The sequence below is a fragment of the Citrobacter sp. JUb117 genome (genome assembly GCF_024809055.1).
GTDB lineage: Bacteria > Pseudomonadota > Gammaproteobacteria > Enterobacterales > Enterobacteriaceae > Citrobacter > Citrobacter gillenii.
The window spans coordinates 72,625-85,735 of sequence record NZ_JANUFB010000008.1 but is presented as its reverse complement, the minus strand read 5'-3'; the positions used below and the strand labels follow the sequence as shown (position 1 = coordinate 85,735).

13 protein-coding genes are annotated in these 13,111 nt (G+C 50.9%); 4 read left to right on the top strand and 9 right to left on the bottom strand.

The window, feature by feature from the left end; genetic code table 11:
• Positions 1-90 precede the first annotated feature (90 nt).
• Positions 91-1,482 carry a cystine/sulfocysteine:cation symporter gene (tcyP, locus tag M2374_RS18120; protein WP_096757263.1) on the top strand — a complete coding sequence of 464 codons (1,392 nt, stop codon included), beginning with the start codon at positions 91-93 and terminating at the stop codon, positions 1,480-1,482.
• Between the two features lie 64 nt (positions 1,483-1,546).
• On the opposite strand, the gene cedA is transcribed toward tcyP, so the two are convergent.
• Positions 1,547-1,810 carry a cell division activator CedA gene (gene cedA / locus M2374_RS18115; protein ID WP_115258667.1) on the bottom strand — a complete coding sequence of 88 codons (264 nt, stop codon included), beginning with the start codon at positions 1,808-1,810 and terminating at the stop codon, positions 1,547-1,549.
• 191 nt (positions 1,811-2,001) lie between these two features.
• Between cedA and katE the strand changes: the two genes are divergently transcribed.
• Entirely contained in the window at positions 2,002-4,260 is a 2,259-nt protein-coding gene (gene katE, locus M2374_RS18110; RefSeq protein WP_181688199.1) for a catalase HPII, read from the top strand.
• Between the two features lie 36 nt (positions 4,261-4,296).
• On the opposite strand, the gene chbG is transcribed toward katE, so the two are convergent.
• From chbG to osmE, 7 genes are all read right to left on the bottom strand, one after another.
• Positions 4,297-5,055 (bottom strand): chitin disaccharide deacetylase, encoded by a 759-nt coding sequence (chbG, locus tag M2374_RS18105; protein ID WP_137363008.1) that lies wholly within the window; start codon positions 5,053-5,055, stop codon positions 4,297-4,299.
• A 12-nt stretch (positions 5,056-5,067) separates the two neighbouring features.
• Positions 5,068-6,423 carry a 6-phospho-beta-glucosidase gene (locus M2374_RS18100; protein ID WP_181688200.1) on the bottom strand — a complete coding sequence of 452 codons (1,356 nt, stop codon included), beginning with the start codon at positions 6,421-6,423 and terminating at the stop codon, positions 5,068-5,070.
• A gap of 123 nt (positions 6,424-6,546) precedes the next feature.
• A complete protein-coding gene (gene chbR, locus M2374_RS18095) occupies positions 6,547-7,389 on the bottom strand; it encodes a transcriptional regulator ChbR (protein WP_117342988.1) in 843 nt (280 codons plus the stop codon).
• 10 nt (positions 7,390-7,399) lie between these two features.
• The gene (gene chbA, locus M2374_RS18090; RefSeq protein WP_096757270.1) at positions 7,400-7,747 is read right to left on the bottom strand and encodes a PTS N,N'-diacetylchitobiose transporter subunit IIA; all 348 of its coding nucleotides are present in this window, start codon (positions 7,745-7,747) and stop codon (positions 7,400-7,402) included.
• Between the two features lie 53 nt (positions 7,748-7,800).
• Positions 7,801-9,159 (bottom strand): PTS N,N'-diacetylchitobiose transporter subunit IIC, encoded by a 1,359-nt coding sequence (gene chbC, locus M2374_RS18085; RefSeq protein ID WP_115258672.1) that lies wholly within the window; start codon positions 9,157-9,159, stop codon positions 7,801-7,803.
• Between the two features lie 85 nt (positions 9,160-9,244).
• A complete protein-coding gene (gene chbB / locus M2374_RS18080; protein ID WP_003832547.1) occupies positions 9,245-9,565 on the bottom strand; it encodes a PTS N,N'-diacetylchitobiose transporter subunit IIB in 321 nt (106 codons plus the stop codon).
• Between the two features lie 298 nt (positions 9,566-9,863).
• Positions 9,864-10,205 (bottom strand): osmotically-inducible lipoprotein OsmE, encoded by a 342-nt coding sequence (gene osmE, locus M2374_RS18075; RefSeq protein WP_096757272.1) that lies wholly within the window; start codon positions 10,203-10,205, stop codon positions 9,864-9,866.
• A 334-nt stretch (positions 10,206-10,539) separates the two neighbouring features.
• Between osmE and nadE the strand changes: the two genes are divergently transcribed.
• Together nadE and cho are read left to right on the top strand one after the other, a co-directional pair.
• Positions 10,540-11,370 carry an ammonia-dependent NAD(+) synthetase gene (gene nadE, locus M2374_RS18070; protein ID WP_137399324.1) on the top strand — a complete coding sequence of 277 codons (831 nt, stop codon included), beginning with the start codon at positions 10,540-10,542 and terminating at the stop codon, positions 11,368-11,370.
• A 131-nt stretch (positions 11,371-11,501) separates the two neighbouring features.
• Entirely contained in the window at positions 11,502-12,389 is an 888-nt protein-coding gene (gene cho, locus M2374_RS18065) for an excinuclease Cho (protein ID WP_181688201.1), read from the top strand.
• Here cho and ves read toward each other — a convergent pair.
• On the bottom strand, positions 12,349-12,924 hold the full coding sequence (ves, locus tag M2374_RS18060) for an environmental stress-induced protein Ves (protein ID WP_115258676.1): 576 nt from the start codon (positions 12,922-12,924) through the stop codon (positions 12,349-12,351). The genes cho and ves overlap by 41 nt on opposite strands.
• Positions 12,925-13,111: the final 187 nt, after the last annotated feature.

Genomic DNA, 13,111 nt, shown 5'->3' with positions numbered 1-13,111 from the left:
ATATAAGAGGCAAGTCACAGTTCTGCTAATCTTGCGCCAACAGAATCACTGTAGTTCGGTGATACATAAAAAAAGATCAGGAGAACGGGGATGAACTTTCCATTAATCGCGAACATTATCGTGTTCGTTGTACTGCTGTTCGTGCTGGCGCAAGCCCGTCACAAACAGTGGAGTCTGGCCAAAAAAGTACTGGTTGGTCTGGTTATGGGCGTGGTATTTGGCCTTGCCCTGCATACGATTTACGGCTCAGACAGCCAGGTACTGAAAGATTCTGTACAGTGGTTCAACATTGTCGGCAACGGCTATGTTCAACTTCTGCAAATGATCGTCATGCCGCTGGTATTTGCCTCTATCCTCAGCGCCGTTGCGCGTCTGCACAACGCCTCTCAGCTGGGGAAAATCAGCTTCCTGACCATCGGGACGTTGCTGTTTACAACACTTATCGCCGCGTTAGTTGGGGTACTGGTCACTAACCTGTTCGGCCTGACGGCGGATGGACTGGTACAGGGTGGTGCTGAAACCGCCCGTCTGAACGCCATCGAAACCAACTACGTGGGTAAAGTTGCCGACCTGAGCGTGCCGCAGCTGGTGCTGTCGTTTATCCCGAAAAACCCGTTTGCCGATCTCACTGGCGCTAACCCAACCTCCATTATCAGCGTTGTTATCTTCGCCGCATTCCTTGGTGTCGCTGCCCTGAAACTGCTGAAAGATGATGCCCCGAAAGGCGAACGCGTATTAACCGCTATTGATACCCTGCAAAGCTGGGTGATGAAGCTGGTTCGTCTGGTGATGCAGCTGACGCCGTACGGTGTTCTGGCGTTGATGACCAAAGTGGTTGCCGGCTCCAACCTGCAGGACATTATTAAGCTGGGCAGCTTCGTGGTGGCTTCGTACCTCGGTCTGGGCATCATGTTCGTGGTACACGGTATTCTGCTGGGTATTAACGGCGTGAGCCCGCTGAAGTACTTCCGTAAAGTCTGGCCGGTACTGACGTTTGCCTTCACCAGCCGCTCCAGCGCTGCGTCTATTCCGCTGAATGTGGAAGCGCAAACCCGTCGTCTGGGTGTGCCTGAGTCGATTGCCAGCTTTGCCGCCTCTTTTGGCGCCACGATTGGTCAAAACGGTTGTGCGGGGCTGTACCCGGCAATGCTGGCAGTGATGGTTGCGCCGACTGTGGGGATTAACCCGCTCGACCCAATGTGGATTGCAACGCTGGTCGGTATTGTGACCGTTAGCTCCGCCGGAGTCGCGGGTGTGGGTGGGGGTGCAACGTTTGCCGCACTGATCGTGCTGCCGGCGATGGGCCTGCCGGTTACGCTGGTCGCTCTACTGATCTCCGTAGAACCGCTGATCGATATGGGTCGTACTGCGTTGAACGTCAGTGGCTCCATGACTGCCGGTACGCTCACCAGTCAGTGGCTGAAGCAAACCGACAAAACGATTCTGGACAGTGACGATAACGCCGAACTGGCACACCGTTAAACCGGTTTCCTGAAGCGTAAAAAACCGCCGGAGTATCATGCTCCGGCGGTTTTCTTATATCCCATTAATCGCTCAGTTCGTTTTCCTGACGGACCTGGTTTGCCCAGCGTTGCGCCGACTCCGGAACCGTAAACGCAGGCGAACGTTGAAACGCCTCTCCTATTAAGACAAAAGCGACATATTTTCCGCGCAGTATCCATACGTCACGAAACGCATCCATTTTTATCGCATGCTCTGGTGGCGCGGGCTCCACACGCGGAACGTAGCTGATAACCTTGCGATTTTGTTGGCGAAGAGGTTTCATAATCAGTTGCTTCACTAAAGACAAATTCTAAAAATCAGAAAAACGCTATCTTAGCCGATTTTGCGCCCTGACGTCCTGCCTTGCGTGCGCTGTTTGCCTTGTTCATTACAGTATTCCCCTTCAACGGATCCCGGCTCACCTGGATGCGTGGTCTATAGTTAATGTTTTTGACAGCAACAACGACCCTTTCAGCAATGAAAACAGGAGACGAGTTCATGTCGCAGAATGACAAGCATCCACTCAATCACCCGGCACCGGTTCATGATGCCAGCGAATCCAGACCAGGGCTAGATTCCCTGGCCCCCGCAGACGGCTCGCACAAACCCGACGCCAAACCCACACCGCCGGGCATGCAGCCCACTGCCCCTGGTAGTGCAAAGGCCCCCGACACCGTTAATGACAAACTCAACTCACTGGAGCCTTTTCGTAAAGGCAGTGAAGATTTTGCCCTGACCACCAATCAGGGTGTCCGCATTGCAGACGATCAAAACTCATTACGCGCCGGAAACCGTGGGCCGACGCTGCTCGAGGATTTTATCCTGCGTGAGAAGATTACCCATTTTGATCATGAACGCATTCCGGAACGAATCGTTCATGCTCGTGGCTCCGCCGCGCATGGTTACTTTCAGTCCTATGCCGATTTAAGTGCCGTCACCAAAGCCGACTTCCTATGCGAGGCAAATAAGATAACCCCGGTTTTTGTGCGTTTCTCCACCGTCCAGGGCGGCGCCGGTTCAGCAGACACGGTCCGGGATATTCGCGGATTTGCCACAAAGTTTTATACCGAAGAGGGGATATTTGACCTGGTAGGAAATAATACACCGGTGTTTTTTATCCAGGACGCCCATAAATTCCCGGACTTCGTCCACGCGGTTAAACCAGAGCCGCACTGGGCTATTCCACAGGGACAAAGCGCGCATGATACCTTCTGGGATTACGTCTCTTTACAGCCAGAAACACTGCATAACGTGATGTGGGCCATGTCAGACCGTGGGATACCTCGTAGCTATCGCACGATGGAAGGCTTTGGCATCCACACGTTTCGACTGATTAACGCGCAAGGCAAAGCCACCTTTGTACGCTTCCACTGGAAACCCCTGGCAGGCAAAGCCTCTCTGGTTTGGGATGAAGCGCAAAAACTTACCGGTCGAGACCCTGACTTCCACCGTCGCGATCTGTGGGAGGCCATCGAAGCCGGTGATTACCCGGAATATGAGTTGGGACTGCAACTGATTGCGGAAGAGGACGAGTTTAAATTCGATTTTGATCTGCTCGACCCAACAAAGTTGATCCCCGAGGAATTGGTTCCGGTTCAGCGCGTCGGAAAAATGGTGCTTAACCGTAACCCGGATAATTTCTTTGCCGAAAACGAGCAGGTAGCATTTCATCCAGGACACATCGTCCCCGGTATTGATTTCACCAACGATCCGCTGCTACAGGGCCGACTGTTTTCATATACCGACACGCAGATCAGCCGTCTGGGCGGACCTAACTTTCATGAAATTCCGATTAACCGCCCGACCTGCCCGTATCACAATTTCCAGCGCGACGGCATGCATCGCATGGATATTGATACCAACCCGGCCAACTACGAACCAAACTCGATCAATGATAACTGGCCGCGCGAAACGCCACCTGGCCCTAAACGCGGGGGTTTTGAATCGTATCAGGAACGTATTGAAGGCAGTAAGATACGTGAAAGAAGCCCCTCTTTCGGCGAATACTATGCGCACCCTCGCCTGTTCTGGCTAAGTCAGACGCCTATTGAGCAGCAGCATATTGTTGGCGGATTCAGTTTTGAACTGAGCAAAGTCACCCGCCCGTATATCCGCGAGAGAGTGGTTGAACAACTGGCGCACATTGATACCACCCTTGCACAATCTGTTGCCGACAACCTCGGTTTTGAACTAACCGACGAACAGCAGCAAATCGCCCCGCCTGCGGACGTCAACGGGTTAACTGAAGCCCCATCACTCAGTTTGTACGCAGGGGAACAAGGCGATATCAAAGGCCGGATAGTGGCCATTTTGCTGAATGACGAGGTCAAATCGGCCGATATGCTCACCATCATGCAAGCTCTCCAGTCCCGCGGTGTGCATGCAAAATTGCTCTATTCGCGGATGGGGAACGTGGTTGCCGACGATGGCTCGGTGCTGAACATCGCCGGTACCTTTGCCGGTTCGCCATCACTGACCGTGGATGCGGTCATTGTGCCTTGCGGCAATATTGCGGATATCGACATGCGCGGCGATACCCGTTACTACTTACTGGAAGCATACAAACATTTGAAACCCATTGCGCTGGCAGGCGATGCGCGTCAGTTGAAAGCCGTGCTGAAGGTTAGCAATCAGGGTGAAGAAGGGATTGTAGAAGCGGACAGCGCAGATGCGCAGTTTATGGATACTTTGCTGGCACTCATGACCGCGCACCGTGTCTGGTCTCGCAGCGGAAAAGTCGACACCATTCCGGCCTAAAAAAAGCGGCGCATTGACGCGCCGCAAACTCAGGAATTACACGTTCAGAAAACTGCCGAGACGATAACCGCGCTCCGCAATAGCATATTTCAATACCGGAGACGTCAGCACATCAAGTTCAGTTAAGCGGGGGTAACAGTAGGCGCTTTGTCGAATGATGTTATCGACAAAGGCCGGGTGGCACATCACCTCCAGCGAGGACTCGCCCCTGTCTGCTGAGGCGTCTAGCACCTGCAAAAACAGCTCTTCGGAAATCGCCTCGCCGTAAAACTCGCTGCTAAATCCCTGCGACGTGCGCAACGCAACAGGTAAGTCAGCAGCCTCAAACACCGTCTGACGATCGATGCGTAACGCAATACCGTGCTGGGCCGCAAAATTGGCCACTACAGGGAAAATCTGCGGGAACATATGCACATGGTGATGGCTATCCAGATGCGTCGGCTCCCGGCCGAACAGGTCAATGAAACGCTGATACTGTGCGGCCAGCTCGTGCGAAATTTCATCCAGCGGCAAGGTGTCCTCCTCGGCCATCTGCCAGATCCATTTCCCCAGCAGTCCGTCGCGGGTCAGCCCTGGCATTGCCGTCAGCGGTTTCCCCAGCGTCAGCACAAAGTGCATGCCAACAGACAGTTCAGGAAGCTCACGACTCAACTGCACCGCATGCTCAATGGCCTCGCCGTTGACCAGCGCCGTTGTCGAGGTGACAACACCATGGCGACAAGCGTCAATAATGCCGTAGTTTTGCCCTTTGCTCAGGCCAAAATCATCCGCATTCACAATCAGTACGCGTTCCATAGCCGACCTCTATCAGTGTTGTTCGCTTTTGAGCGTCTCGATGCACCCGGTAAAGTTTGGCAGCCATTTTTCATGGGCAAGGATCAGTTCCCGCGCCAGAATTTCGGCATCACGGTCAGAATGCACCAGTGGGCTCAGATTTAACGCCAGCAGCACATCATTAAATTCACCGCTCAGTGCCGCATTACTCGCCGCCACCTCAAAACCTTTAATGGTATAGATAAGGCCAAGCACTTTCTCATCAAAATGCGTGATCCGTGGATGCGGGGTCGCGCCATTGCGCCCCAGCGTACAGGTCATCTCAACCGCCCAGTCCGCAGGAATGTTGTCTACATGACCATGGTGAGGAATGTTGACATAGTGCTCGGTCTGCTTGTCGTTGTAGATGGCGTTGATCACCTCACACGCCGCATCGGAGTAATACGCTCCACCGCGCTGCTCAAGCTCCTTCGGTTTCACATTCAGTTCAGGATTTTTATACAGCTCAAAAAGTTGTTTCTCCACTTTTTGCACAACCTGCGCGCGTGCACCGCCCTTATAGTATTCACCCATTTCAATCGCCAGCATCTCTTTTGGCTTGAAATAGTAAAGCAAATACGAACATGGCAGCAGTTTCAGCGAGCGAATCAATCCTTCGCTAAACGGCAGGTCGAAAATGTTCTTCACGGTAGACGCTTTTAACTGCCCCGAGGCCACGCCGTCGAGCAGTTCGTCAAAACGTGACTCGCCGTTGACCAGCACATCTTTAATAAACACCATATGGTTCAGGCCAAACAGATCGATAGATAAATCATCGCTCTCTTTTAACGCCAACACGTCGGTAATAAACATTTTCATGCCGATCGGAATATTGCATACCCCGATGAATTTCTTAAAATTTGTATGGCGATAGACGGCTTCAGTGACCATTCCGGCCGGGTTAGTAAAGTTAATCACCCACGCATTCGGGCACAGTTCTTCGACATCTTTCACGATGTCAAAAATAACCGGAATAGTCCGCAAACCTTTAAACAGGCCGCCCGCGCCGTTTGTCTCCTGTCCCAGATAACCGTGGCTCAGCGGGATTCGCTCGTCCTGCTCACGGGCTTTAAGTTGTCCAACGCGCAGCTGCGTGGTCACAAAGTCAGCGTCTTTCAGCGCTTCGCGACGATCCAGTGTTTTATACAGCTTCATCGGCACGCCGGCATTGTCGATCATGCGTTGGCACAGGTCGAAAATAATATCCAGCTTCTCTTTACCGCCGTCGACATCAACCAACCACAATTCAGACACCGGTAACTCATGATAACGCTTAATAAAGCCTTCAAGTAATTCAGGGGTGTAGCTGCTCCCGCCACCGATAGTGACGACTTTTAATTTCTGGCTCATACTTTCTCCCTTCAGTGTCAAAACACTGACGTGTATTATGCTCAACCCGTTTGTCAGATATAGCGTGGCTGTCCCGACGCTATTTTGGGCAAGCTATAAAAATGGGTTATTGGCAAATAATAGCTACTGATTAAACTCAGTTAACTTCTTCCGGTAGCTATTGGGCGTAAACGACGTCAGTTTTTTAAACGTTTTAATAAACAGGCTTGGGCTGCTGTAACCAGACTCATAAGCAATATCCGTGACCGAATAGTTGGTCATTTCCAGCTGTTTTTTAGCAAAGTTAATGCGGATTTCATTAATAATCTGCATCGGTGTTTTACTGTAATAACGCTGGGTGGCACGAGTCAGATATTCCTGAGATTTTGCCGACAGCTGGACCATGTTTTCCAGCGCATTTTCGCTAAACTGACGTTTGTCGTGCATCGTTTCCACGGTCGCTCTCAGCCATTGTGGAATGTCATCCAACACTTGTTCTTCACGGTGATGCCGGAGTCGATTAATAATGTAGAAGGTGACCACTTCGACAAATTCATCCAGCCCGCTCTCGCGAAAGTTCAGTGATGCAATGACCGTTTCGATATAGGTGAGAAAGGAGTTATTCGCCCGATACACCTGCGATGCAACAAAACAAAACGGCAATAAAGGATGATAGTGCTGTTCAAAAAAACGCTTACTGATACCGACGTTAAGGATCCGCGTGGCGCCGAAATCATAGAAACTTTGGTGATGCGATCCCAGGGGGATAAAAACAAAGTCACCACGTTCCAGCAGCACACGTTTACCGTTGATTTCCTGATAATAGCGACCGGTTAATACCAGCGTAAATTCATAGTAATCGTGCTGATGCAGTCCACTGATACTTTCAGTTTTGTTATAGATAAACACATGGAAATTTTTGCCATTAAACAACTGCTGCTCGTAAACGGTTTTGATTTCCGGTGCGTTAATCTGTAATTGCATCATGCACTCCTCGCTATTTCAGCTTCTCGTGAAGCTCAATCAGTTCCGTCACCAGCTCGCGTGCCAGCATCGACGTCATCAGGTGATCCTGTGCGTGAACCAGAACCAGGCTCACTTTCATTTTACCTTCGCCCTGATCGCCTTCAATCAGTTTCGTTTGTACGAGGTGCGCTTCGTTCAGCGCCATACGAGACTGTTCCATCATGGCCTTCGCCGCCTCAAAATCGCCCTGTTTGGCCATCTTGAGTGCGCCATAGGCCAGGCTACGCGCCTGCCCCGAATTGATGATAAGCCCCATCACCACTTCTTCAAGCTCTTCAGCTTCTGACGATGTATCCACGATATTTTCGATATCCAACATACTCTTTCCTCTGGTTCAGTCCGGCATGACCGAAAGGCCATGCCGGATTAAATTTAGAATTTCAATGCGTTAGCGATATCTTCTTCGCTTTCTTCTTTATCAATAACGTTCTGCGCTTTGTTGGCGACGACGACGAATGGCAGATACACCAGCGTGGCGACCCCAAGGTTGAACAGTGCCACCAGCAGAGCCGCAACGCTACCGTTGGTGTTAAAGAACGCGCCTAACCCGGTTGGCATCGTCCACGGCGCAATATTGGTAATCGGTGGAATAATGCCAGTGTAGTAGGCTGCCAGCATAATCGCGGCCAGAATCGGTTGAACCAGAATGAACGGGATGAACATAACCGGGTTCATGATAATTGGCAGACCGAACAGAATCGGTTCGTTAATCTGGAAGATACCTGACGGCAGGGCCAGTTTCGCCACCTGACGATAATCCGGACGACGAGATGCCAGGAAGATAGCAATAATCAGACCCAGGGTTGCGCCGCTACCGCCGAGGAAGATGTAGGAATCCAGCATCGGTTTTGCCCAGACGTGGAACGTCTTACCGGCTTCCAATGCTGCGTCTACGGAACCAAACTGTTGATAGATAGCGATGTTTTCCAGTGCCCAAGGCGTCATGATACCGCTGTCCAGCGCGGTCAGCGCCAGTGAACCGTGAATACCAAAGAACCACAGCAGCGGAACAAAAATCACGTAAGCCCAGCCCACTACGCTGCCCAGCGACGCCAGCGGAGTCGAAATAGAATCCATGATGATCTGGTGGAAGTTGGTGCCCCAGATTGCCAGTGCCCAGCCAATGATCCCCATAATGGAGAGAATGATAAAGCCAGGAATCAGTGCTGAGAAGGAGCGCGAGACCGAGGCAGGAACGCTATCGGGTAATCTGATAACCCAATTACGACGGACCACAAAGGTGAACATTTCTGCGACCACAAGACCGATAATAATACCGGAAATAATGTTCGCACCACCCAACCAGTTAGCACCAACGGCATAGGCTTCACCCACACTATAAGGCGTGACGGTCATAAAGGCTGCGACGGAGAGCAAACCTGCGGCCAGAGAGTCAACTTTGCGTTCATCGGCCATCGCCATGCCGATAAAGAAAGGCGCCATCAATGACATGATACCCAGCGTACCGTTATAAACGTTCCCACCGATACCTTTTAAGCTATTGAGATTCTCAATAGTCGAAGCATCAAGTCGGATACCCATTGAATAAAAAAACGACCCCTCCCCAAAGCTTAGGAAAACGTTATTGATTAATACAAACATGGCCCCTGCGAGGGTTAACGGCATTAAACGAATAAAACCGTTTTTGATTGCATTAACGTGTGGCTGCTTTCCAATTTTTACAGCAAAAGGAAGGAGTACCTTTTCAAGTGAAGCAATAGCGTTACTCATAGAAAAATACCCTTAAATACCGCAATATAATATTGCGGTGAATGTTAATGAAATAACTCTTTGACGGGAAATTTAAAAAATATAATTAATTTGCTGCGGCTTTTTTAATTGCTGCAACTGCAGCCTTAAGCACGCCTAAACCATCGACTTTGCCATATAACAGCGAGTCAATCACTTCTACAGGCTTGTTAGGTAACAAACGCTGAATTTCGGGTAACATATAAGCAATTTGCGGGCCTAATAACACGACGTCAGCAACAGGACCTTTTTCCCCAGCCAGCGTTTCAGGGAATGCTTCAATAATAACCGGTACTTCGTATTTTTCAGCCTGCGCACGCATCTTTGAAACTAACAAGGAAGTCGACATGCCCGCAGAACAAAACAGATAAATGTGTTTCTTTTCCATAAAAACGATCCTCATATGCGATTATCTGTCATCCAGACACTCCGCAAGCCATAACCTGCATCCATGCTCTGGGTAACTTGCGTCAGCTAAATTACTTTTTTAGGTGGCTGAAATGAGTATACGGGATTGCACCAGAGGATGGTATTTCCTTGACCAACTAAATTGTCTCTCATTGACCTGGCGTTATGACACCCCTCACATTTCAGGCAAATAATTCGCGACATTAAATAAGATCGTACGGCACAAAAAAACCGGCGCAATGGCCGGTTCCGTTGAGTGCTCAGGCATTAAGCAGTCGTTACTGCTTCGCCGCCTGCGGATCGGTGTCGTACTCGGCACAGGTCTGATAACCAGAATTAACCACGTGTCCCGTATCATCCAAAGCTACAAAATAGGTCTCTGCTTTACCATCTCGTTGACCCAGGATGTAGGTCTGACACGTCCCGCGAGCATGCACCATTGTCACTTCAGAAGACGGCTTGCCGGCAATCTGCGCAACCTGCGCCCGGCTCATCCCTTTCTTCACATCTTTCACCACGGGCTGAACAAATTGGTCTTTTGTACGATCGTAGGCCGTACACCCCGCCAGCATAGTCAATACCGCCGCTGCACCCAGAATTCCTGTTAGATTCTTGTTCATTTTCTCGTCCTCTTGTTTTTCAGCGTGTTATATAAGCCTGGAGCACAACAACACATTTTTCAAGCTTACAGATGAGTCTCACACCATTTCGGAAAAATCTATACCCTAAATAATTCGAGTTGCAGGAAGGTGGCAAGGGAGCGAATCCCCAGGAGCTTACTAAAGTAAGTGACTGGGGAGAACGAGTGCACCCGACGCACATGCAACTTGAAGTATGACGGGTATATTAAAACAAAATACTGCGATATCAGGCTGCATCCCTTGTCGTTTGGACGTCAACGCGTTAGCTTTAACCGATCATATTTTTTGTCATTATTTTTTTCGGAGGGGTTAGATGACTCTGCAGCAAGAGATAATCCAGGCACTTGGCGCACAGCCGCACATTAATGCAGAAGAAGAAATTCGCCGTAGCGTAGATTTTCTGAAATCCTATCTGAAAACCTATCCTTTCCTGAAATCACTGGTATTAGGGATTAGCGGCGGTCAGGATTCAACGCTCGCCGGAAAGTTATGCCAAATGGCCATTTCAGAGCTGCGCGACGAGACCGGGAACGACGCGCTGCAGTTTATTGCCGTGCGCCTCCCTTACGGTGTGCAGGCCGATGAACAGGACTGCCAGGACGCCATCACCTTCATTCAGCCGGATCGCGTGTTAACCGTCAATATCAAAGCTGCGGTGCTGGCCAGCGAACAGGCATTACGTGAAGCCGGTATTGAGCTGAGCGATTTTGTGCGCGGTAATGAAAAAGCCCGTGAACGTATGAAGGCACAGTACAGCATCGCCGGAATGACCAGCGGCGTAGTGGTTGGCACCGATCACGCTGCGGAAGCGATTACCGGCTTTTTCACCAAATATGGCGATGGCGGCACCGACATTAACCCACTATTCCGCCTCAACAAGCGTCAGGGGAAACAGCTGCTGGCCGCGCTAGGCTGTCCGGAGCACTTATATAAGAAAGCGCCTACCGCCGACCTCGAAGACGATCGCCCTTCTCTGCCCGATGAAGCCGCCTTAGGCGTAACGTACGACAACATTGATGATTATCTGGAAGGCAAAATTCTGGATGATACTATCGCGAAGAAAATTGAAAGCTGGTATTTAAAGACGGAACACAAACGTCGCACGCCCATTACGGTGTTTGACGATTTCTGGAAAAAAGCGTAATCCACCTTCTTGCATAACGCCGGACAGCAACAAAGCTTCGTATGTCCGGCGTCAACAACTTCACACATGTTGCTTTTTTAATCAACAATCGCCTGCTATACTGGATGAATAACCAGCATCCGGAGTAAACAGTGGTACGCCGCCAATCAGCCCCTCGTATTACCTTTGAAGCAGCTGCAATTTATGAGTACCCCGAGCAACTGCGCCCCTTTTTACAAGCGCTTCCGGCCACGCCCGGTGTTTATCTGTTTCACGGCGAAAGTGACACCATGCCGCTTTATATCGGTAAAAGCATCAATGTTCGCAGCCGGGTGATGGCACATCTACGCAACGCAGACGAAGCGGCCATGCTGCATCAATCCCGACGTATTACCTGGATTTGCACGGCGGGTGAAATGGGTGCCCTGTTGCTGGAGGCACGGCTAATTAAAGAACAACAGCCTTTATTCAATAAGCGTCTGCGCCGCACTCGCCAACTCTGTGCTCTGCAATTAACCGATCAACGCGTCCAGGTTATCTACGCGCGCGATGTGGATTTTTCACATACCCCGAATCTGTTTGGCCTGTTTGCACACCGGCGTGCGGCGCTGCAGGCATTACAGACGGTCGCCGACGAGCACCAGCTTTGCTACGGTTTACTGGGACTAGAACCGCTAAGTCGCGGTCGCGCCTGCTTTCGCTCAGCGCTTAAACGTTGCGCCGGAGCCTGCTGTGGGAAAGAAAGTCCCGAGGCGCATCACCTGCGTCTGATGGCGGCACTGGAAAGATTGCGCGTGATCTGCTGGCCGTGGAGCAATGCGATTGCGCTAAAAGAAAGCTGCGCAGAAATGACCCAATATCACATTATCAATAACTGGCTATGGCTGGGCGCGGTTTCATCGCTGGATGAAGCCGCTTCGCTGGCACGAATGCCCGCCGGCTTCGATCATGATGGTTACAAAATTCTCTGCCGGCCGGTAATGTCCGGTCACTATGACATTATTGAACTGGATCCGGCGAATGCCCCGGCATCCAGTTAATCTCACTAAACAACAGCTTCCCTTCCGCTTTTAACAACCGCAGCGTGTGCTTGCCGTCGTGCCAGCATGCGCCCTGGTCCGCCGTCAGTAACTTATCGCCCAACTGCCAGGCTCCGCTTAACACAAACACCACACCGCCGCGCGAACCAAAGGTGGTAAACGTTCGATCCGCAACCCTGACTTTGGCCTGGCAGACATCACGACGGGTCATAATATTGAAATCCATCGACATCTGACCTTCTGTCAGTTTGGCTTTGACTACCTGATCGCCCGCAAAGGTAAACGGTTGATGCTGTTTCAGGGTATGGCTGAAGGGATTGGCGCCTTCCAGAGTAACTTCGCCTCCTTCCAGCAGGGTAATCACTCGCTCTACGCCCGGGAAAAGAGAAAACTCACCGTTCGCGGCAATGGACGCGATACTTGCCCGCCAGTGAAAATCGCGGGTCGCTGGCGGAAAACAACAAATCTCTCGCGTTTCACCCGCACCATTGCGCCAAAGATTAACCGGCATTTTGCGGATATCAAAGTATTCCATCATCCCTCCAGAAAGGCGCGGTACGTCAGCATGACGCTCCCTGGCCGCCATAAGTTCACTCTGCACATTTATTGTTATCGGCAGCAGAGTTGATTTGCCTTAGCGAGGATGAGGACGTTTTAAGAAAAAAGATTAACGCGCTGATCCAGGTAGAATTTTCGCAGGCTTCAGGAGAATAGCGTGTCGG

Coding starts and splice junctions, on each gene's coding strand:
- tcyP (WP_096757263.1), top strand. CDS start 91: ATGAACTTTCCATTAATCGCGAACATTATCGTGTTCGTTGTACTGCTG.
- katE (WP_181688199.1), top strand. CDS start 2,002: ATGTCGCAGAATGACAAGCATCCACTCAATCACCCGGCACCGGTTCAT.
- chbG (WP_137363008.1), bottom strand. CDS start 5,055: ATGGAACGCGTACTGATTGTGAATGCGGATGATTTTGGCCTGAGCAAA.
- M2374_RS18100 (WP_181688200.1), bottom strand. CDS start 6,423: ATGAGCCAGAAATTAAAAGTCGTCACTATCGGTGGCGGGAGCAGCTAC.
- chbR (WP_117342988.1), bottom strand. CDS start 7,389: ATGATGCAATTACAGATTAACGCACCGGAAATCAAAACCGTTTACGAG.
- chbA (WP_096757270.1), bottom strand. CDS start 7,747: ATGTTGGATATCGAAAATATCGTGGATACATCGTCAGAAGCTGAAGAG.
- chbC (WP_115258672.1), bottom strand. CDS start 9,159: ATGAGTAACGCTATTGCTTCACTTGAAAAGGTACTCCTTCCTTTTGCT.
- chbB (WP_003832547.1), bottom strand. CDS start 9,565: ATGGAAAAGAAACACATTTATCTGTTTTGTTCTGCGGGCATGTCGACT.
- osmE (WP_096757272.1), bottom strand. CDS start 10,205: ATGAACAAGAATCTAACAGGAATTCTGGGTGCAGCGGCGGTATTGACT.
- nadE (WP_137399324.1), top strand. CDS start 10,540: ATGACTCTGCAGCAAGAGATAATCCAGGCACTTGGCGCACAGCCGCAC.
- ves (WP_115258676.1), bottom strand. CDS start 12,924: ATGGAATACTTTGATATCCGCAAAATGCCGGTTAATCTTTGGCGCAAT.